This window comes from Pseudooceanicola sp. (assembly GCF_041987405.1).
GTDB lineage: Bacteria > Pseudomonadota > Alphaproteobacteria > Rhodobacterales > Rhodobacteraceae > Pseudooceanicola.
In genome coordinates, this window is the sequence record NZ_JBHIWR010000003.1 from 311,734 (window position 1) to 332,689 (window position 20,956).

General features: G+C 64.2%; 19 protein-coding genes and 1 tRNA gene. 15 read left to right on the forward strand and 5 right to left on the reverse strand.

Annotation, left to right across the window (positions count from 1 at the left end; all coding sequences use genetic code 11):
• Positions 1-22: 22 nt before the first annotated feature.
• From ACFC2Y_RS09560 to ACFC2Y_RS09575, 4 genes are all read left to right on the forward strand, one after another.
• Positions 23-625, forward strand: a complete 603-nt coding sequence (locus ACFC2Y_RS09560; protein WP_375174721.1) for an SH3 domain-containing protein — start codon at positions 23-25, stop codon at positions 623-625.
• Positions 626-775: 150 nt separating this feature from the next.
• Entirely contained in the window at positions 776-2,107 is a 1,332-nt protein-coding gene (locus ACFC2Y_RS09565) for a mechanosensitive ion channel domain-containing protein (protein WP_375174720.1), read from the forward strand.
• A gap of 90 nt (positions 2,108-2,197) precedes the next feature.
• Positions 2,198-2,272: transfer RNA gene (locus tag ACFC2Y_RS09570), tRNA-Gln, on the forward strand.
• 222 nt (positions 2,273-2,494) lie between these two features.
• Entirely contained in the window at positions 2,495-3,322 is an 828-nt protein-coding gene (locus ACFC2Y_RS09575; protein ID WP_375174719.1) for a bifunctional allantoicase/(S)-ureidoglycine aminohydrolase, read from the forward strand.
• A gap of 101 nt (positions 3,323-3,423) precedes the next feature.
• Here the strand turns inward: ACFC2Y_RS09575 and ACFC2Y_RS09580 are convergent, their stop codons facing one another.
• Genes ACFC2Y_RS09580 through puuE form a run of 3 tightly spaced genes read right to left on the reverse strand, consistent with a single transcriptional unit; the run spans position 3,424 to position 6,797 of the window.
• The gene (locus tag ACFC2Y_RS09580; protein ID WP_375174718.1) at positions 3,424-4,848 is read right to left on the reverse strand and encodes a uracil-xanthine permease family protein; all 1,425 of its coding nucleotides are present in this window, start codon (positions 4,846-4,848) and stop codon (positions 3,424-3,426) included.
• Between the two features lie 51 nt (positions 4,849-4,899).
• A complete protein-coding gene (locus ACFC2Y_RS09585; RefSeq protein ID WP_375174717.1) occupies positions 4,900-5,388 on the reverse strand; it encodes an ureidoglycolate lyase in 489 nt (162 codons plus the stop codon).
• Positions 5,385-6,797, reverse strand: coding sequence for an allantoinase PuuE (gene puuE / locus ACFC2Y_RS09590; protein ID WP_375174716.1), 1,413 nt, complete (start codon positions 6,795-6,797; stop codon positions 5,385-5,387). Before puuE ends, ACFC2Y_RS09585 begins: the two co-directional genes overlap by 4 nt.
• A 149-nt stretch (positions 6,798-6,946) precedes the next feature.
• On the opposite strand from puuE, the gene uraH reads away from it, so the two are divergent.
• Positions 6,947-7,300, forward strand: coding sequence for a hydroxyisourate hydrolase (gene uraH / locus ACFC2Y_RS09595; protein ID WP_375174715.1), 354 nt, complete (start codon positions 6,947-6,949; stop codon positions 7,298-7,300).
• On the opposite strand, the gene ACFC2Y_RS09600 is transcribed toward uraH, so the two are convergent.
• Positions 7,297-8,223 (reverse strand): LysR family transcriptional regulator, encoded by a 927-nt coding sequence (locus ACFC2Y_RS09600; protein ID WP_375174714.1) that lies wholly within the window; start codon positions 8,221-8,223, stop codon positions 7,297-7,299. The genes uraH and ACFC2Y_RS09600 overlap by 4 nt on opposite strands.
• A gap of 98 nt (positions 8,224-8,321) precedes the next feature.
• On the opposite strand from ACFC2Y_RS09600, the gene ACFC2Y_RS09605 reads away from it, so the two are divergent.
• From ACFC2Y_RS09605 to ACFC2Y_RS09620, 4 genes are all read left to right on the forward strand, one after another.
• A complete protein-coding gene (locus tag ACFC2Y_RS09605) occupies positions 8,322-9,551 on the forward strand; it encodes a urate hydroxylase PuuD (RefSeq protein WP_375174713.1) in 1,230 nt (409 codons plus the stop codon).
• 193 nt (positions 9,552-9,744) lie between these two features.
• Positions 9,745-10,764, forward strand: a complete 1,020-nt coding sequence (locus tag ACFC2Y_RS09610) for a GlxA family transcriptional regulator (protein WP_375174712.1) — start codon at positions 9,745-9,747, stop codon at positions 10,762-10,764.
• A gap of 417 nt (positions 10,765-11,181) precedes the next feature.
• Positions 11,182-13,491, forward strand: coding sequence for a cache domain-containing protein (locus tag ACFC2Y_RS09615; RefSeq protein WP_375174711.1), 2,310 nt, complete (start codon positions 11,182-11,184; stop codon positions 13,489-13,491).
• Between the two features lie 100 nt (positions 13,492-13,591).
• Complete coding sequence (locus tag ACFC2Y_RS09620) at positions 13,592-14,230, forward strand: response regulator transcription factor (protein ID WP_375174710.1); 639 nt, start codon at positions 13,592-13,594, stop codon at positions 14,228-14,230.
• A gap of 20 nt (positions 14,231-14,250) precedes the next feature.
• Here ACFC2Y_RS09620 and hpaR read toward each other — a convergent pair whose 3' ends face one another.
• Complete coding sequence (hpaR, locus tag ACFC2Y_RS09625) at positions 14,251-14,724, reverse strand: homoprotocatechuate degradation operon regulator HpaR (protein WP_375174709.1); 474 nt, start codon at positions 14,722-14,724, stop codon at positions 14,251-14,253.
• 91 nt (positions 14,725-14,815) lie between these two features.
• On the opposite strand from hpaR, the gene ACFC2Y_RS09630 reads away from it, so the two are divergent.
• The 6 genes from ACFC2Y_RS09630 to hpaH are packed head-to-tail and all read left to right on the forward strand — an operon-like array spanning position 14,816 to position 20,840.
• Positions 14,816-15,211: a 5-carboxymethyl-2-hydroxymuconate isomerase gene (locus tag ACFC2Y_RS09630; protein ID WP_375174708.1), complete on the forward strand. Its 396-nt coding sequence runs from the start codon at positions 14,816-14,818 to the stop codon at positions 15,209-15,211.
• Between the two features lie 3 nt (positions 15,212-15,214).
• On the forward strand, positions 15,215-16,726 hold the full coding sequence (gene hpaE, locus ACFC2Y_RS09635) for a 5-carboxymethyl-2-hydroxymuconate semialdehyde dehydrogenase (protein ID WP_375174707.1): 1,512 nt from the start codon (positions 15,215-15,217) through the stop codon (positions 16,724-16,726).
• Positions 16,727-16,761: 35 nt separating this feature from the next.
• Positions 16,762-17,742 carry a 3,4-dihydroxyphenylacetate 2,3-dioxygenase gene (hpaD, locus tag ACFC2Y_RS09640; RefSeq protein ID WP_375174706.1) on the forward strand — a complete coding sequence of 327 codons (981 nt, stop codon included), beginning with the start codon at positions 16,762-16,764 and terminating at the stop codon, positions 17,740-17,742.
• Positions 17,743-17,764: 22 nt separating this feature from the next.
• Positions 17,765-19,174 (forward strand): pyridoxal phosphate-dependent decarboxylase family protein, encoded by a 1,410-nt coding sequence (locus ACFC2Y_RS09645; RefSeq protein WP_375174705.1) that lies wholly within the window; start codon positions 17,765-17,767, stop codon positions 19,172-19,174.
• Positions 19,171-20,046: a fumarylacetoacetate hydrolase family protein gene (locus ACFC2Y_RS09650; protein WP_375174704.1), complete on the forward strand. Its 876-nt coding sequence runs from the start codon at positions 19,171-19,173 to the stop codon at positions 20,044-20,046. The genes ACFC2Y_RS09645 and ACFC2Y_RS09650 overlap by 4 nt, the downstream gene beginning before the upstream one ends.
• Positions 20,043-20,840 (forward strand): 2-oxo-hept-4-ene-1,7-dioate hydratase, encoded by a 798-nt coding sequence (gene hpaH / locus ACFC2Y_RS09655; RefSeq protein ID WP_375174703.1) that lies wholly within the window; start codon positions 20,043-20,045, stop codon positions 20,838-20,840. Before ACFC2Y_RS09650 ends, hpaH begins: the two co-directional genes overlap by 4 nt.
• The last annotated feature ends 116 nt before the right edge of the window (positions 20,841-20,956 follow it).

Below are 20,956 nucleotides of genomic sequence, written 5' to 3' on the forward strand. Positions count from 1 at the left end.
TGGGGCATATTTGGGCAGGGCCATGCAGCAGAAATGGTTGAGCGCGCTGGCGCTTTCTCTCGTGATAGCGATCGCACCCGCCATGGCGGCCGAAGATGCCGCCCCCGCCGAGCCCGGCCCCGCGCAGACCGAACCTCAGGCCGACGCCCAGGTCACACCGGTTGCCGAAACCATCCAGGATCAACCGGAGGAACCGCAGTTCGGCCCCGTCACACGGCTGCCCCTGCCCCGGTATGTCTCGATGAAGGCGACCAAGGGCTACGTCCGCCGCGGACCCAGCATGACGCACCGGATCGACTGGGTCTTCATGCGTCGCAACATGCCGCTGCAGATCACGGCCGAATTCGGCCATTGGCGCCGCGTCGTCGATCACGAAGGGGTCGGCGGCTGGATCCACCATTCCCTTCTGTCCGGCGTCCGCTCCGCCCTGGTTCAGAAGGACATGCTGGACATCCACCTGCGCCCGAACGGCAAGAGCCCGGTCGCGGCACAGCTGGAACTGGGCGTGGTGGCCCGGCTGCACCAGTGTACCGCCGACTGGTGCCGCGTCTCCGTCGCGGGCTACAAGGGCTGGGCCCCGAAATCCGCGCTCTGGGGGGTCGAAGCGGACGAGGTCAGGGACTGATCCCCTCAGCGAAGACACCGAACGCCGGCCCGTCTGTCAGGCACGACGCGTGTCAGTCGCAAATTGACGTCTTCCAGAACAAACTGAGCACGTGCAATTGACCCGGACCGCGCCTATGATCGTGGAATAGTTGATCAATTCGGCGTCGCCATGTTCCGCATTCTCCTCCTGCTCTGCCTGTTCCTCACCACGCCCGTCCTTGCCCAAAGTACCGATCAGCCGACCGGCACCATCTCTGTCGCGGACAGCGCGCAGCAGGATGCCGCGATCGCGACACGCATCCGGAACATTCTATGGGAGCTGGAGGGCTATGAGGATGTGACAGTCACCGTCTCCTCCGGCATCGTGACGCTGCGCGGCACGACGATCGACGCAACATTGGCCGCCAACCTGAACGATCTGGCCAGCCGGGTCGAAGGTGTGGTCGCCATCCGCAACCAGGTCACGGAAACCACCGATGTCGCCCGTCGCCTGAACCCCGCGCTGGAACGCTTCGAAAAGCGGATGTCCGACTTCATCGCCTGGCTGCCCCTCCTTGCCATCGCCTTTGCCGCATTCTGTATCGTTGTCCTTCTCGGCCTTCTGGTTACGCGTCTGCGGCATCCCTGGGACAGGCTGGCCCCGAACGCCTTCATCGCCGACATCCTGCGCCAGATCGTTCGCCTCGCCTTCGTCGTGGCGGGGATTGTCGTGGCGCTCGATATCCTGGGGGCGACGGCCCTGCTCTCCACCATTCTGGGCGCGGCTGGGATCATCGGCCTCGCCATCGGTTTCGCCGTCAAGGACACGGTGGAAAACTTCATCGCCTCGGTCATGCTCTCGATCCGCCAGCCCTTCCGCCCCAATGACGCGGTCGAGATCAACGGCGACGAGGGCAAGGTCATCCGCCTGACCTCCCGCGCCACGATCCTGCTCAGCTACGACGGCAATCACATCCGCATCCCCAACTCCACGGTCTTCAAAAGCCGCATCGTCAACTATTCGATGAACGCCGAACGCCGGTTCCTCTTCGATATCGGCATCGACCCCGGCGGCGACATGGCCCTGGCCGTCAAGGTCGCGCAGGACACGCTGGCCGCCCTGCCCTTCACCCTCGCGTCGCCCGCGCCGGACGCCTGGATCGACCATATCGGCGACAGCACGGTCACCCTGCGCCTGATCGGCTGGATCGACCAGCGCGCCACCTCGCTCGTCTCGGCCCGGGGGGAGGCGATCCGCCTCTCCATCAAGGCCCTGGCAGAGGCCGGGATCGACATGCCCGAACCCACCTACCGCCTGATCGGCCAACCTGCCGCCGAACCCTCCGCCCCCGACAAAGAGCCCAGGCAGCCTGTCACGCCCGTCAAACCCGCCCCCGTCCCTGCGGAAGAAGTCCTCAACACCGAGGCCACCGCCGAACAGGAGCTGGAAGCCATCGTCAACGAGGAGCGCCGCGACCGCGTGGCCGAAGACCTGCTGACCCGCGACGCCCCGACGGAATAGCCCGCCCCCGACGCCACGACAGCCGTCGGCGTTTTTTCCCGCGAAAGGGCTTGAACCCCATTCTCGTCCAGAGTAATCAGCGCGTCACGTTGGGGTGTAGCCAAGCGGTAAGGCAGCGGTTTTTGGTACCGTGTACCGTAGGTTCGAATCCTACCACCCCAGCCACTTTCTTCCGCGAGTTACCATACAGGCACCCGGAGCACCCGTCGGCTCAGGAATGCCCCCCGTTTGATGCCTCCAAACACCCCCGTCATTCGTCGAATTCTCCCACAGATGACGGGGATTATCAAAACTTTCCGAATAGAGCTGTCGAGTCTTTGCGGGTGGTCCGCCCCAGGTCCGCAGCGCATATTTCACATGATGAATGTACCGCCACGAGGACGATCCATGAGCACCAAGTACTTCGCGCCGCGTGGGGGACACCCGGGCCAGGACCAGCTTCTCACGGATCGCGCGATCTTTACCGAAGCCTATGCCGTGATCCCCAAGGGGACGATGCGGGATATCGTCACCAGCTACCTGCCCTTCTGGGATCAGACGCGGCTCTGGGTGATCGCCCGCCCGCTCAGCGGATTTGCCGAGACGTTTTCGCAATACATCATGGAGGTTCAACCCGGCGGCGGCTCGGACCGGGCGGAGCCGGACCCGGACGCCGAAGCCGTGCTCTTTGTCACCGGCGGCACCGCCAGCCTGAGCGTTAATGATCAGACCCATGAGCTGACCCCGGGCGGATATGCCTATCTGCCGCCTTCCTCCGGCTGGACGCTGCACAACCGCGGGGGCGAGCTTCTGACCTTCCACTGGATCCGCAAGGCCTATGAGCCGGTCGAGGGGCTGGACACCCCGGATGTGCTGGTCCTGAACGAGAACGATATCACCCCCACCCCCATGCCCGGCACGGAGGGACGTTGGGCCACGACCCGTTTCGTCGACCCCGCGGATCTGCGGCACGACATGCATGTGACCATCGTCACGTTCGAACCCGGCGGCGTGATCCCCTTCCTTGAAACCCATGTGATGGAACACGGGCTTTATGTGCTGGAGGGCAAGGCCGTCTACAACCTCAACAACGACTGGGTCGAGGTCGAGGCGGGCGATTACATGTGGTTGCGCGCCTTCTGTCCACAGGCCTGCTACGCGGGCGGGCCGGGCCGGTTCCGCTATCTCCTCTACAAGGACGTGAACCGGCACATGGCTCTGCCGCGTAGGGCCTAACGCCCGCCCCTCTGCCCTGAACAGGAAATCAGGTGAAAAGCGGCCCCGTCCCCAGGGCCGCTTTCTGTCACCGTCCATGGCGTACAAGCGCCGAAGTCCCCTCAGACGGGGTCGCCCTTGCCGAGCGAACCACGACCGTGCCCGGACATGCCGCCGGAGACCTCTTCCGTCGACTCGTTCGACAGCTCCTCCGGCAGGACAAGGTTCAGGACGATCGCGATGATCGCCGCCGGCAGGATACCAGAGGTCGCCAGGACCTTCAGCGTGCCCGGCAGATACTGCAACGCGCCCGGCTCCAGCTGCAGACCCAGACCAAGCGACAGGGCAATGGCAAAGATCACCATGTTGCGCCGGTTCCAGGTCACGTCCGACAGCATGGAGATACCCGCCGCGACCACCATGCCGAACATGACGATCACGCCACCGCCCAGCACTTCGATCGGGATCGAGGAAATCACCGCGCCGATCTTGGGCACGAGACCGCAGAGGATCAGAAAGAGCGCCCCGATCGTCACCACGGTCCGGCTCATTACGCCAGTCATGGCGATCAGGCCGACGTTCTGGCTGAAGGAGGTGTTGGGCAGCGCGCCGAACAAGCCGGAAATCGCCGTCCCGATCCCGTCGGCAAAGGTGGCGCCCTGAATTTCCTTGTCGGTCGCCTCGCGCCCCGCGCCGCCCTTGGTGATCCCGGAGACATCGCCCACGGTCTCGACCGCCGAAACGAAGGACATCGCGCAGAAGCCGATCACCGCCGCGACAGAGAATTCCAGCCCGAAATGCAGCGGGTTGGGCAGGGCAAAGGGCGCCGCGCGGCCCACATTGCCCAGGTTCACCTGACCCAGCATGAAGGCGATGACATAGCCCGCCAGCAGCCCGATCAGCACTGCCGAGACCGACAGCATGCCCCGGGCAAAGAACTTCAGCCCAAGCGTGACCACGATGACGGAGCCCGCCATGAACCAGTTGAGGCCGGATCCGTATTCCTCCGTCCCGATGGCGGGGACACCGCCCGCCGCATACTGAATGCCCACCTTGACCAGCGCCAGACCGATCATCGTCACGACCAGCCCGGTGACCAGCGGCGGCAGGGCGAACCGAAGCTTGCCGATGAAGAGGCCCAGAAACGCATGGAACAGCCCGCCGACCAGAATACCGCCCATGAGCACGGCAATCGCCTCGACGCCCTTGCCCGCCACCAGCGGGATCATGATCGGGATGAAGGCAAAGCTCGTGCCCTGAACGATCGGCAGACGCGCGCCGACCGGCCCGATGCCGATGGACTGAAACAGTGTCGCGATCCCGGCAAAGAACATCGACATCTGGATCATGTAGATCATCTGGGGGAAGTCGGCGCTGTTCGAGCCAAAGCCGAACCCCGCCGCACCGCAGACGATGATCGCCGGGGTCACGTTGGATACGAACATCGCCAGCACGTGCTGGATGCCAAGCGGCACCGCCTTGTGAAGCGGCGGGGTATAGTTGGGATCGCGGAGCTGTTCCGGCGTTCCGATGGATGCATCTGTCATGGTCACTGTCCCTCCATCATGATGCGTTGACCGGCGCCTTCACCGGCGAAATCAAGTCCCTCTTTCCACGAGATATGGCGTATCGAACCAATGCTCTTCGAGGTTCGGGCCAGCGGTAACCCGGTCGACTACCATGAAGAGACCGGGATCGGACAGCGGACACAGCACGCCGTGCCAGACATTGCGCCCGATGTTCACGCCCTGCCCCGCCCCGGCGATAAAGGCCTGCGGTGTCCCGGGCGCCCCGTCCCGATCCTCGGCCAGAACGACCAGATACTCGCCCTCCTGCAACGGCAGGAAGGCCTGGCTGCCCAGTGGATGACGCTCCATCATCTCCAGCCTGTAGGGCAGCGCGAAAGAGGCGGACTGGAAAACGCTGATCCCGGCGTCCCCGTCGATGTCGAGCGTGGCGCGGTCATGAAACCGCCCGCAATGCCCCTGGTTGATCAGCTTGTCCGGCGCCCCGCGCGCCTCGATCAGCTGCGCCAGGCCCGTAATGGCCTCCGCCGTGATGGCGCGTGCCGTCACGGCCGTTCTCATGTCGCGAACTTCTCTCGCAGCCGCAGCTCCGCGATCCGCTCGACCTGGCGACAGGCCTCGGCGAACTCGCTCTCCCGGTCGCTGTCCAGGCGACGGTGGAAGGCCTCCAGAATGCTGGCCTTGGTGTTGTCCTTCACGGCGATGATGAAAGGAAAGCCGAACTTGGACGTGTAGCTGTCATTTAATTGGGTAAAGGTCGCCCGTTCCTCATCGGTCAGCAGATCCAGACCCGCGCCCGCCTGCTCAGCCGTGCTCTCCGCCGTCAGTCGCCCCGCCGCCGCCAGCTTCCCCGCCAGATCCGGATGCGCGGTCAGAACGCCCAGGCGCTGGTCCTCGCTGGCTGAACGGAAGATGCGCGCCAGCGCGTTGTGCACCCCGGCCGCCGTATCGTGCGTCGGCCCCAGTTCCAGCTCATAGGCCGCTTCGGCAATCCAGGGGCTGTGTTCGAAAATGCCACCGAACTCCGCAACGAACTGCGCCTTGTCCATCTCCGACGGGGTCAGGCCCCTGACCCGGGGATGAACCCTGGCCCAATGGTCGGCGATCTGCTCGCGCGTCGCGAACCAGACGCCCTCATGCGCCATGAAATGCTCCATCGCGCGCTTGAACGCCATGGCGCGGCCCGGACGCCCGACAAGCCGGCAGTGCAACCCGATGGAGAGCATTTTGGGCGCGCCCGCCTCTCCCTCAGCATAGAGCATGTCGAAACTGTCCTTGAGATAGCTTTCGAACTGGTCGCCACTGGTGAACCCTGCCTGGATCGCAAAGCGCATGTCGTTGCAATCCATCGTATAAGGCACGATCAGCTGATCCTTGCCCCCCGCCGTCACCCAATAGGGCAGATCATCGGCATAGCTGTCGGCGATATAGGCCAGATCGCCCTCTTCAGCGGCCAGATCGACCGTGTTCATGGAACAGCGGCCGGTGTACCAGCCGCGCGGTGGCTGGCCGACGACCTCCGTATGCAGGCGCAGCGCCTCGCGGATCTGGGCCCGCTCCTCCTCCGCGCTCATGTCCTTGTGTTCGACCCATTTCAGCCCGTGGCTGGCAATCTCCCAGCCCGCCTTTTTCATCGCGGCCAGCTGCTCCGGCGCGCGGGCCAGCGCCGTGGCGACCCCGTAGACCGTAATCGGCACATCGCGCAACATCTCATGCACCCGCCAAAACCCGGCGCGGCTGCCGTATTCGTAGATCGTTTCCATGTTCCAGTGGCGCTGCCCCGGCCAGGGCGCGGCCCCGGTGATCTCGGACAGGAAGGCCTCCGAGGCGGCGTCCCCATGCAGGATGTTGTTTTCGCCGCCCTCTTCGTAGTTGAGAACGATCTGAACCGCGATCTTTGCACCGTTCGGCCACTGCGCCGACGGCGGCCGATCACCATAGCCTGTCATATCCCTGGGGTAGCGAGTCACGGGGTCTTCCTTCTGCTGGAGCCATGCTTAAACCAGAAAATCAAATATGTTTTTCAAAAAAAACCGATAGGAGCCTTTTGGCAGACCGGCTTTGTCTCCATCATCGCAATCAGCCTAGATATTGCTCAAGCACCAAGGAGACGCCCACCATGACCGGTTATCTCACGACGCATGTCCTGGACACCGCCCGGGGGTGCCCCGCCGAGGGGATCGAGATTCAGCTCTACAGGATCGACGGCGAGGCCCGCACGCATATGACGACCCTCCACACCAACAGCGACGGGCGTACGGACGAGCATATCCTGCCCGCGTCGGATTTTGCGACGGGCACCTACGAACTGATCTTCAACTGCGGCCCCTATCTGGAGCGTACGTCCGCCGACGCCGACGCGCCCCGGTTTCTCGACAGCATACCGATCCGCTTCGGCATGTCGGAACAGGCGCATTACCATGTGCCCCTGCTGCTGTCGCCCTACGGCTATTCGACCTATCGCGGCAGCTAGGCGTCCACCCCGCCACCCGTGGCCCGGATCGTTGCGGCGATCCGGTCGATCATGAACTCCATGAACAGCCGGGTCTTGGGGTCCTGCCTGCGGCGATGCGTGAACAGACAGGCCATCTGGATCGGCTGCGGCGGGGTCTTTGCGGCCACCGGGACCAGCGCGCCGGTGCGCAGATGCTCCGCGATCTCGAACACCGGTTTCATCACCACCCCATGCCCGGCCAGCGCCCAGTCGGTCAGCACATCCCCGTCATCGGACTCGTAGCGCCCCGACACGCGGAACCGCTTTGGCCCCTCGTCTGTTTGCAGCATCCAGCGAAATTCCGTCGCACCGGGAAACCGCAGGCTCAGGCATTCATGCCCCTTCGAGACCAGATCATCACCACTTTCCGGCAAGCCCCGCCGCGCGACATAGTCGGGCGAGGCGCAGAGCACCCGGTCGACATCGGCGATTTTGCGGATCCGCAGGTTGCTGTCCTCGGGCTGGCCCAGGAAAAAGGCCAGATCCAGCCCCTCCGTCGTCAGGTCCACCTTCCGGTCCGTCAGGCGCAGACGCACGTTGACCTCCGGGTATTGCTTCAGAAAATCAGGCACCTGCGGCGCGATCAGACGCCGACCTACGCCGAGCGGCGCCGCCACGTACAACGACCCTTTCAGGTTCTCGGTGATATTGACAATCTGCGCCTCGGCGCTTTCCACCGCCTCCAGGATCTCCGTCGCCCCCCGGTAAAAGGACTGCCCCTGCTCCGTCGGCGTCAGGCTGCGCGTCGTGCGCTGGAACAGCCGCACCCCAAGGTGTTCCTCCAGCTGCGAAATGCGCGAGGAGGTCACCGCCGGTGAAATACGCAGGTCGCGGCCCGCCGCCGACATGCTGCCCAATTCGTAGACACGGACAAAGGTGCGAATGTTGTCGAGGTAGGACATTATTCTGTTTTTTTTGATGCTGCTTGATCTTTCCCGGGAATACCAGAGTAATTGAACCTCGCCTAGAGTGGGGCCATCAACGCTTTTCGGAGGACGCCATGTATGATCTCGCCATCCTGTGGGACTGGATCGCCTTTTCGGTCCGGTGGCTGCATGTGATCACCGCGATGGCCTGGATCGGGGCCTCCTTCTATTTCATCGCGCTCGATCTGATGCTGAAGCCGAACGACGCCCTGCCGGAAGGCGCCCATGGCGAGGAATGGGAGGTCCACGGCGGCGGCTTCTACCACACCGTCAAATATATGGTCGCCCCCGCGCGAATGCCGGAGCATCTGACCTGGCACAAATGGCAAAGCTATTCGACCTGGCTGTCCGGCGCGGCGCTGATGATGATCGTCTACTGGGTGGGCGGCGAGCTTTACCTGCTCGACCCCGCCAAGGCGAACCTGTCGCTCTGGCAGGGGGTGCTGATCTCTGGCGGGTCGCTGACCATTGGCTGGGTGCTGTATGATCAGATGTGCAAATCCCGCCTCAGCGAACAGCCGACCCTGCTGATGCTGCTTCTCTTCGTGATCCTCGTCATCATGTCCTGGGGCTACAACCAGATCTTCACCGGCCGCGCCGCGCTGCTGCACCTTGGCGCCTTCACCGCGACAATCATGACGGCCAACGTCTTTTTCCAGATCATGCCGAACCAGCGCATCGTGGTCGAAGACCTCAAGGCCGGGCGCGCGCCGGATGCGAAATACGGCAAGATCGCCAAGGTCCGCTCGACCCACAACAACTACCTGACGCTGCCGGTCGTCTTCCTGATGCTGTCGAACCACTACCCGCTGGCCTTCGGCACCGAATACGCCTGGATCATCGCCAGCCTGATCTTCCTCACAGGGGTGACGATCCGCCATTACTTCAACACCATGCACCGCACCGGCGCGGGCCCGAACTGGACCTGGGTGGTGACCGTGCTGCTGATGATCGCGATTGCCTGGCTCTCCACCTTCTCCGGCACCGAGAGCGTGGAGGAGGCCGAGGCGCGGGCACTGACCCCGCATGAACAGGCCTATGTCGCCGCCGAGGGGTTCGAGGAGGCCTATTACGCCGTCGTCGGAAATTGCGCGATGTGCCACGCGCGCGAGCCGTCCTGGGACGGGCTGCACTGGGCGCCCAAGGGCGTAGTCCTGGAAACCGAGGCCGATGTGGCCCGCCACGCCGATCAGATCTATCTCCAGGCCGGACGGAGCCATGCCATGCCGCCGCCGAACGCAATCCAGATGGACCAGGAGGCGCGGCAGCTTATCGTCGCCTGGTACGATGCCGCGCGGAAGTGAGGCGCGGGTCAGGTCTGGTATTGCCCCCGCCCGCTGTCACCGTCGGGCTTGACCCGAGGGTCTCCCACCAATCCTACCACTCATTGCCGAGAGGCGTCGCCACGCCCCGCACCCCATGCTATGACCCTGCGCAGCCCTGCGACCGATCCATCCCGGACACCGCCGCAGGCCAAGGCGCTGAACGACAGGACCCATGGCGAAAGACCCCACATCGAAGCATGCAGCCCTCGTGCCCGACGGCGCCTTCAGCTACCCGATCGAGAAGGTCGGGCCGACGCGCTGGTTCGGCTTTCTCCTCCTGCACGACTTCACGCTGCTCGCCTTCAGCTCCGCCCTCGATCCGCTGAGGATCGCCAACCAGCTGGCGCAAAAGCCGCTCTATGGCTGGCACGTCCTCTCCGAAACCGGACAGCCCGTCACCTCCTCCTCCGGCCTCGACATAAGCGTTCACGATAGACTGGACCCGCTGGACCCCGCACTGCATCTCTTCGTCTGTTCCGGCAACAACGGTGTCCGGGCCGCCTCCGACCCGGTCCTGGGCACAATCCGGCGCCATGCCCGCTTTGGCGGCAAGGTCGGCGGCATCTGCACCGGGGCCAGCACCCTGGCCCGCGCCGGCCTGCTGGAGGGCAAGCGGTTTACCCTGCACTGGGAAAACCAGCCCGGTTTCATCGAAGCCTTTCCCAAGCTCGCCCCGACCCGGTCACGGGTGGAAAGGGACGGCGATCTGCTGACCTGCAGCGGCGGTTCCGCAGCGACCGAGATGATGCTGAAGATCATCGAGGAGGACTATGGCGAGGATTTTGCCATCGCCGTGGCCGACATGTGCCTGAACACCCCCGCAGGCACGAAGGATCGCTCGCAAAGGTCCTCCATCGCCATGGCCATCGATTCCCGCAACCCCAAGCTTCTGCATGTCCTTCGCGCGATGCACGCCAATATCGAGGACCCCCTGACGCTGGAGGAAATGGCCGATAACGCAGGCGTCTCCCGCCGTCACATGGAACGGATGTTCACGACGGTTCTGGGTGAAACCCCGGCGGCCACCTACCGCAATATCAAGCTCGACAAGGCCCGTGCGCTCTTGGCCGAAACCGACATGACGATCCTCGAGGTCGCGATGGCCACGGGGTTCAATTCCACAACGGTCCTGACCCGCCACTACAAGGCCCGCTTCGGCGAAACGCCCCACGGCAGAACGCGCCGGAAGTAGCTGCGCCCAGAGGGGCGACGGTCCCTTGCGAAACGCCGACGGGCATCCAATCCGGCAGCACCGATCCGGATCGACAAAAACGATACGCCAGAAGTAACGAAGCCGGTGCTTGGTGGGGACCTTAGCACCGGCTTCAACCTAAAGAATTGCTATAAGCGCCACTCACAAACGCCGAAAAAATTTATTTTTCAATAAGTCGCACCACGCATACACGGAAGGGGATGATGGCAGGCGCGGGTACTCGCCGATCAGACTGGCATAGATGCAGGCCCCACGAAATGCGCATGATTGCCTGGGCAATTTTGCCTACGACCCCGCCCGGCCGACATCCCCGGCAACAGTTGCGCGACACCCGGCTTTGTGAAATTCAGGACAGGTGCGCGACAGTGTCCCGCCGTGGAACAGGGGTAAGAGGCCATGAGAATCTCTCTCGGGGGCATGCTCGCCATCGGGCTGGCCGGGTTGCAGTTCATCGCCGTCCTGGCGGTTGTCTTTTCCTCCTACGTGACGTCGGAACGCGCCCTCCTCGATCACGCACGCGACCTGCTGCGCGACATCGGCACCAATGCCGTGGAACACTCCCGCGGATTTCTCAGTCCGGCCCGCGGCGCGGCCGAACTTTCCGCCCGCCTTGCCCAGGACAGGGTGATCACCAGCGACGTGCCGGAGCTGCTGGAACGGCTGCTGTTCCAGCAATTGCAGATCACCCCGCAGTTCGCTGGCGTCTATCACGGCACCGAAGCCGGGGAATTCGTCTATGTCATGCGCAGCGAAACCACCGGCCCCTTCCGGACCAAGATCATCCGGACCGCCGAAGGCGAGCGCAGCATCGAACTGATCTGGCGCGACAACGACTTCAACGTGATCGAACGCCGGATGGACCCGGACGACCCCTATGATCCGCGCACCCGCCCCTGGTACATCCGCGCCCGCGACGATCTGGGGACGATCTGGACCGATCCCTATATCTTCTTCTCCTCGCAGCGCCCCGGCATTACCCTCGCCTCACCTGTGATGAATGACGAGGCCAGTGTGCGCGGCATCGTCGGCGTGGATATCGAGATCGGCGATATCTCCGATTTCCTCGGTCGGCTGCGCATCGGCGAATCCGGCCGCGTTCTGATCATCCACCGCAACGGCGATGTGATCGCCCACCCCGACAAGACCCTGCTCAAGACCAAGGATGCCGACGGCAGCCTGCGCTTCGTCGATATCCAGAACTTCGACGATCCGATCGCCCGCGCCGCCTTTGGCCATCTGATGGACAACGGCACGATCTCGGTCGAGGAGGAGAAGCTGTCGCAATTCATCTATGGCGGCGAAACCTATGTCTCCGTCATCATGCCGCCGATCGACGAAAACCTGCCCTGGATCACCGCGGCCTATGCGCCGGAAAGCGACTTTACCCAGGTCATCAAGACCAACCGCCAGACCAACATCTGGATTGCCGTGGTGGTGGCCTTGATCACCGGCCTCTGCGGGCTGGGTCTGGCGAACTACATCCACAAACCCGTGCGGGCCTTTGCCGTCCGTTCCGCCCTGATTTCCCAGGGCGAACTAGACCCGGCCGACCCCCTGCCCAAGACCTACCGGGAATTGGAGAAGGCCAACCAGACGCTGATGCAGCAGATCGCGGCGCGGCGGGCGACGGAAATCGAATATGGCCAGACCTTCGAACTTTCCTCGCGCGGGATGGCGCAGATCGACGCGGCGACCGGCCACCTCATCCGCGTGAACGAAACCTTTTCCGAGATCACCGGCTATTCGCCCGAGGCCCTCAGCCAGATGGCCTTTTCCGATCTCGCCTATCCCGGCGACCCGCCTTTCCTGCTGTTCGACGCGGGCCAAGGCAATATCCCGCATGAGATCAACCACGAACTGCGCTGCCTGCGCCCGGATGGTGAGGTCATCTGGGTCGCGGTCAACGCCATCATGGTCTTCAACCACGACGGCAAGCCTCTGCACTACGTGCTGACCATGGACGATGTCACCCAGGCCAAGCAGACCGAGGATCAGATCTCCGAACTCAGCCGCGAACTCTCCAACCTGTCGCGCGACAAGACCATGGGCCAGGTCGCGGCGGGCCTTGCGCATGAGCTGAACCAGCCCCTCACCGCCATTGCCCAGAACGCCGACAGCGCCCTCTTTGCCGTCGATCAACTGGCCGGACCAGACAGCGAACTGCACGCGACGCTGGAAGAGATCGCCCAGCAATCCATGCGCGCCGGAGAGATCATCAAGGCCCTGCGCGCCTTCATTCGCCGCGACGAGGGCACCCGCAGCGACTTTGATCTCTCCGACCTGGTCGAACAGACCGAACGCCTGGTCATCGCGGAGGCCCGCGCCGCGCGGGTCACCATCACCACCGATCTCGACAACCTGCCGCTGGTCCACGCCAACCGCCTGCAGATCGCCCAGGTGCTGGTAAACCTGATCCGCAACGCGATCGAAGCCCTGGGCGAGAGCAACCATGCCGAACGCATCGTCCACATCTCTGCGCACAAGACGGGCAGACAGGTGATCGTCGTGGTCTCCGACACCGGGCCGGGGGTCGCCCCGTCGGTCAATCTCTTCGCCGATTTCGAATCGACGAAACCTGCAGGCATGGGCCTTGGCCTGTCGATCTGCCAGTCGATCATGCAGGCCAACGGCGGACGCCTTTGGCATGAAAGCCGTGACCCCACGGGCGCAAATTTCTATTTCACCGTTGATATTGCCAATGCATGATCTCTCCGGCATGACGCAACATGGCATCACATCGCGGCAACATCCGGGCGCGCCGCCGCCCGCGATTGCCCAGAACAGGACAACCGGCTAACCGACCCGCATGACCGACCAACCGCCCCTTGTATTCATCGTCGACGACGATCAGGACATCAGGACCTCGCTGACGCGGGCCCTGGGACAAAGAGGGTTCGAGGTCGAGGCCTACGAGTCCGCCGCGGATTTTCTGGATGCCTATAACGGAGATCGGGCCGCCTGCCTCGTGCTGGACTACGGCATGCCCGACATGAACGGGCTGGAGCTTCAGGCCGATCTGAACGGGCGCAACTGGCCTCTGGCGGTCGTCTTTGTCACCGGCCACGGCGGCGTGCCGGAATCGGTTCAGGCGATGAAGGGCGGCGCGGTGGATTTCCTGGAAAAACCCTTCCGCCAGCCGCATCTGGTCGAACGGATCGAGGCCGGGCTGGAGATCGCCAGATCCCGCCTCGTCACCAATGCCAGTCAGGAGGCGATCCGCACTCGCTTCTCCCGCCTGACCGACAGGGAACGCGAGATCGTGGAGCATGTGCTGGCCAATCCCGCCGAAGTCTCCAGCAAGGAAATCGGCGGCGCCCTGGGGATCAGTCCGCGCACCGTCGATCACCACCGCGCCCGGATCCTGGAAAAGATCGAGGTCCGCTCGCTGGTGGAACTGGTTCGGATCGCGACGACCCTGCGGGATGACGACCCCGGCCGCGGCTGATCCGCTGCCCTCCTACCGGCTCACGACGATCTGTCGTCCTGGTCCAACGCCTCCAGCGCGGCCTCGATCTCGTCCAGCAGCACCTGGATACGCTCCCGCCCGATCAGCCCCTCGATCCGGTCATAGACCGCCGCGCTCTTCGGCGTCATGACCCGGATATAGGCCTCCCCCTCCGGGGTCAGACGGATCAGGGTGCGGCGGGCATCGCCCGGGCTGCGCCCCATGGCGATATGCCCGCGTCCGTCCAGCGTCTTGAGGATCCGCGACAGCGACGGCGCCAGGATCGAGGCGCGTTCGGCCAGTTCGGTGGCGTCGATCTCCGCCACTTCCATCAGCACGCGCAGCACGCGCCACTGCTGCTCGGTCACGCCATGCTCCGACATGATCGGCCGGAACTCCGCCATCACCCGCTCGCGCAGACGCAGCAGCGCCATGGGCAGCGTACGCCGCGTGGCCGATAGCTCGAACCCGTCCCGGTCTGTCTGATCCGTCATGCGTCATCCTCCCGACAAGGTTAACTTGTTCATCACCCCGCCGTTGACAAGCCGCAATTTATTTAACATGTTCACTATTAGGAGGAGAATCATGCCACATCTCTCTATGGAGTATTCCGGCGGGCTGGATTCCCGCGCCGACCTGCCGACCGTGGCCCGGGCCGCGCACCGGGTGATGCTGGACATCGACATTTTCCCCGACGCTGGCATTCGGGTGCGCCTGCACCGCGCCGATATCGCGATCGTTGCAGACGGGCTGGAGGAGAACGACTTTCTCGCCATGACGCTCTCTGTCGGGGCGGGCCGCACGACCGAGGCGCTGCGCGACGCCGGAGACCGGATTTTCAAGGCCGTGCAGGCCGAACTGACCGGCCCGCTCTCCACCCCCCATTTCGCCCTGTCGCTCGAAATCCGCACGGTCGATCCGGAGTTGAGCTGGAAGGACACCCCCATTCACCGCCGCCTTTCGGGGCAAAAGACGGAGTAGGACATGAGCATTCTGGACACCAACATCGCCAAGGCCGACGGCTATCTCGCCCGCTTCCGCGAGGGCGGCGTGATGAACCACATCGACGGCCTGTCGACCCCGGCCCTCTCTGGCCGGACGCTGGCGACCCTCTCGCCCGTGGACGGCACCACGCTGGCCGATGTTGCCAACAGCGGGGCCGAGGATATCGACCGCGCCACCGCGGCCGCCAAGGCCGCCTTCCCCGCCTGGTCCCGCACGCCGGGGGCGGAGCGCCGCAAAATCCTCATCAAGGTGGCCGAGGCGATCGAGGCCCGGGCCGAGGAAATCGCCTTCACCGAGTGCATGGACACTGGCCAGGCCATCCGCTTCATGTCCAAGGCCGCGATCCGGGGCGCCGCCAACTTCCGCTATTACGCCGATCAGGCCCCCTATGCCGAGGATGGCGAGGTCACCCGCACCCCCACACAGATGAACACCACCTCGCGCCGCCCGATCGGGCCGGTCGGTGTCATCACCCCGTGGAACACGCCCTTCATGCTCTCCACCTGGAAGATTGCCCCGGCCCTCGCCGCAGGCTGCACCGTCGTTCACAAACCGGCGGAGTTCAGCCCGATGACCGCCAAGCTGCTGGTCGAGATCGCCGAGGAGGCCGGCCTGCCGCCGGGCGTGCTGAACGTGGTCAACGGGTTGGGCGAAACGGCCGGGAAACGCCTGACCGAACACCCGGATATCAAGGCCATAGCCTTTGTGGGGGAAAGCCGCACCGGGTCCATGATCATGGCCCAGGGCGCGCCGTCGTTGAAACGGGTGCATTTCGAACTGGGCGGCAAGAACCCGGTGATCGTCTTCGACGACGCAGATCTGGAACGCGCCGTGGATGCCGCCACATTCATGATCTACTCGCTGAACGGCGAACGCTGTACCTCCTCCTCCCGCCTGCTGGTGCAGGACAGCATCTATGAGGAGTTCACCGCGCAGGTCGCCGAGGTCGCCAAGCGCATCAAGGTCGGTCATCCGCTTGATCCCAACACGATCGTCGGCCCGCTGATCCACCCGGTGCATGAGGAAAAGGTCCTGTCCTATTTCGACACGGCCCGCGACGAAGGCGCCACCATCGCCGCAGGCGGGACCAAGCTGGGCGAGGCCGGCTGCTACGTCGCGCCCACGCTCTTCACCAATGCCACCAACGACATGGCCATCGCGCAGGAGGAAATCTTCGGCCCCGTCCTCACCGCGATCCCCTTCAAGGACGAGGCGGAGGCGCTGAGCCTTGCCAATGATGTGGACTATGGTCTCTCCGCCTACCTCTGGACCTCCGACCTGGATCGCGCGATCCGCATGACCGATGCGCTGGAGGCGGGTATGATGTGGGTGAATTCGGAAAACATCCGCCACCTGCCCACGCCCTTCGGCGGAGTCAAATCCAGCGGCATCGGCCGTGACGGCGGCGACTGGTCCTTTGACTTCTACATGGAAACCGTGAACGTCAGCTTCCCCCGCGCGCATCACAAGGTCCCCAAACTGGGCGGCTGAGCCCACCTGACGACATACCAAATGGGAGGAAAATCATGCCGATCCCCGATCCGAACCTGACCCCGCCTTTCAACATCCTGCGCCTGAGCCATGTCGAGTTCGGCGTCACCGACCTGGCCGCCAGCCGCAAGTTCTATGTCGACATCCTGGGCCTTCAGGTCACCGATGCGGACGATGAGACTGTCTACCTCCGCGCGATGGAGGAACGCGGCCACCATTGCCTGATCCTCAAGAAGAAACCCGAACCGGGGATCGACTACCTCTCCTACAAGCTCTGGTCGGAGGAGGACCTGGACAAGGCCGCCGCCTGGTTCTCCGCCCAGGGCCATCCGGTGGACTGGGTCGACCGCCCCTATCAAGGCCGCACCCTGCGCACCCAGGACCCTTTCGGCGCGCCGATGGAGTTCTATTTCAAGATGGACCGGCTCTCCCCGATCCACCAGAAATACGAGCTTTACAAGGGGGTCAAACCCCTGCGGATCGACCATTTCAACTGCTTTGTCCCGAACGTGGACGAGGCCGTCGCCTGGTACAATTCCATCGGCTTCCGCGTCACCGAATACACCGAGGATGAGGCTTCCGGCCATCTCTGGGCCGCCTGGATGCACCGCAAGGGCGGCGTGCATGACATCGCCTTCACCAACGGCCTCGGCCCCCGACTGCACCACACCGCCTTCTGGGTGCCGACCCCGCTCAACATCATCGACCTGCTCGATCTGATGGCGACGACCGGGTATGTCGGCAATATCGAGCGCGGCCCCGGGCGGCACGGGATTTCCAACGCCTTCTTCCTCTATATCCTTGACCCGGACGGCCACAGGATCGAAATCTATTGCTCCGATTATCAGACGGTTGACCCCGATCTGGAGCCGATCAAATGGGATCTGAAAGACCCGCAGCGCCAGACCCTCTGGGGCGCACCCGCCCCGAAATCCTGGTTCGAACACGGGTCGACCTTCACCGGCGTGGACGTCCGCGAGGCCGATCTGAAAGCAACGCCAATCATCGCGCCGTAGGCGCAAAGGGACAGACCAAGGCATGACACCCGAAGACTTCGAAAGCTGGTCGCGTCGCGCTGCCGACTGGGGCGCGGAATACCGGCGGACCCTGGGCGACCGCCCCGTGCGCGCCCAGACCGACGCCGGAGAGATCTACCGCGCCATCCCGACCGCCCCGCCGCAGACCGGCGAGGATATGGAGGCGATCTTCGAGGACTTCGAAAAGATCATCCTGCCCGGCATGACCCATTGGCAGCATCCCCGCTTCTTCGCCTATTTTCCGGCCAATGCCGCCCCCGTCTCGGTCGTGGCCGAATACCTGGTCACTGCCATGGCTGCGCAATGCATGCTCTGGCAGACCTCCCCCGCCGCGACGGAACTGGAAACCCGGATGATGGAGTGGCTGCGCGACGCGGTCGGCCTGCCCGGCGGTTTCTCCGGCGTGATCCAGGACAGCGCCTCTTCGGCCACACTCGCCGCCATGCTGGTGATGCGGGAACGCGCGCTGGACTGGCAGGGCAACACCCGGGGTCTGGCGGGCGGACCGGTGCCGCGTGTCTATTCCTCCGATCAGGTCCATACCTCCATCGACCGGGCCGCCTGGGTGTCCGGCATCGGGCAGGATAACCTGATCAAGATCCCCGCCGATGCCACGGGCAGCATGCCGCCCGAGGCGCTGGACGCCGCCATTCGCGCCGACATTGACGCCGGTTACAAACCCGCCGGTCTGGTGATCTGCGTCGGCGGAACCTCCACCGGGGCGATCGACGACGTGCCCGCGCTGATCGAAGTGGCGCGCAAACATGATCTTTATGTCCATGTCGACGCCGCCTGGGCCGGGGCCGCGATGATCTGTCCCGAGTTTCGCCCGCTCTGGGCCGGGGTGGAGGATGCGGACAGCATCACCTTTAACCCGCACAAATGGATGGGCGCCTCCTTCGATTGCTCCGCCCATCTGGTCAAGGAGCCGGAACTGCTGGTCCGCACCCTCGCCTATCAGCCCGAATACCTGAAGACCCACGGGCAGAACGGGATCATCAACTATTCCGAATGGACCGTCCCGCTCGGCCGCCGCTTCCGGGCGTTGAAGCTCTGGTTCCTGCTGCGGTTCTACGGGCTGGAGGGGCTACAGGCGATCATCCGCGATCACGTCCGCTGGTCCAACGGTCTCTGCGAGCGTCTGCGCAACACGCCGGGCGTGGAGATCGTGACGGAGCCCTCGCTCTCCCTCTTCTCCTTCCGCCGCGACGGGGCCACGGATGACGAAACCCAGGCGGCGATCAACAAGATCAATGACGAGGGGCGGATCTACCTGACCCAGACCCGCGTCCGCGACCGGATCGCGATCCGGTTCCAGGCGGGCAGCTTCACCCTGACCGAACCGGACATCGACATCGCTTATGACGTCATCTGCGACGGCCTCGGCCTCACGGAAAGGACAGCCAAATGACCTCCCTGCCCCCCCGCCTGATCGCCTTTCACACCAAGGGCGCCGACCGTTACGGCGTGATCTCGGACGCCGGGATCGTCGATCTGACCGAGGACTTCCGCGCCTCCTACAAGGGCTTGAAAGAGGTCATCGAGGCCGGAGCCATTCCCAAACTGCTGGAGGCCGCCGAAGGCCGCACCCCGGATTTCACTGAAGAGGAGGTGACCTTCCTCATCCCCGTGGCCAACCCGGAGAAACTGATCTGCGTCGGCGTCAACTTCCCGGACCGCAACGCCGAATACAAGGATGGTAGCAAGGAGGCCGGCCGCCCCTCGCTCTTCATCCGCTTCCCGCGCAGCTTCACCGGCCATGGCCAAAACCTTGTTCGCCCCCCGGAATCCGAGCAGTTGGATTACGAGGGCGAGGTCACCATCGTCATCGGCAAACCGGGTCGCCGCATCCCGCGTGAGGAAGCCTATGACCACATCGCCGCGCTCACCCTGTGCAACGAGGGCACGATCCGCGACTGGGTGCGCCATGCGAAATTCAACGTGACCCAAGGCAAGAACTGGGACAACACCGGCGCCATCGGCCCCTGGCTCGTCCCCTTCAACGATGCCGCGCAACTGGATGACATCGCGCTGGAAACCCGCGTCAACGGCGAGGTCCGGCAGCAGGACCGCACCGGCCGGATGATGTACGACTTCCGCTATATCGTGAGCTACGTTTCGACCTTCACCACCCTCGTTCCCGGCGATGTCATCGTCTGCGGCACACCGACCGGCGCCGGCGCGCGGTTCGACCCGCCGATCTGGCTGAAACCCGGCGACGTAATCGAGGTGGAGGCCGAGGGCATCGGCATCCTGCGCAACGGCGTGGAGGACGAGGCATGACCCCCGAAGAGATCGCCCAGGCCGCCCGCGACCTGCTGACCGCAGAGGCGGAGAAATCCCAGATCGGCCTGCTGTCGCTCCGCCATCCCGGCATGACGATGGACGACGCCTATACCATCCAGTCCGCCCAGATCGAACAGAAGCTGGCCGGGGGGCGCAAGATCATCGGCTGGAAGATCGGCCTGACCTCCAAGGTCATGCAGGCCGCGCTGAAGATCGACACGCCCGACAGCGGTGTCCTGTATGACGACATGCTGTTCGACAGCGGCGCGGCGGTGCCTGCGGGACGTTTCATCCAGCCAAGGGTCGAGGCCGAGATCGCCTTTGTCATGAAAGCCCCGCTGGAGGGCGAGGTCACCCGCGACGATGTGCTGGCCGCGACCGATTACGTCGCCCCCTCGTTGGAAATCCTCGACACCCGCATCCTGCGCGCCGATCCCGCCAGCGGCACGCCCCGCATCATCACCGACACGATCAGCGACAATGCCGCCAACGCCGGGATCGTCCTGGGCGCGCAGCGCAATGATCCCTCCCAGGTCGACCTGCGCTGGACAGGGGCCATCGTGCGCAAGAATGGCGAGGTTGAACTGACCGGTCTGGGCGCGGCGGTGCTGGATGATCCGGTGATGGGCCTGGTCTGGCTCGCCCGCCGGATGCACCAGTACGGTCAGCGGATCGAGGCCGGGCAGGTCGTGCTCTCCGGCTCCTTCATCGCACCGCTGGAATGCCCGCCGGGCACCGAGGTCGACGCCGATTTCGGCCCCTTCGGCAGCGTCAGTATCGCTTTCGCCTGACCGCCCGCAGGCGGCAGGGCCCTGCCCCGGCCACCATTGGCTCGGCCCCGCATCCGCCTGACAATCCTCAGGAACGTTGCGGCAGTTACCCGCCGTCAAACCTTGCCCCTAGGTAA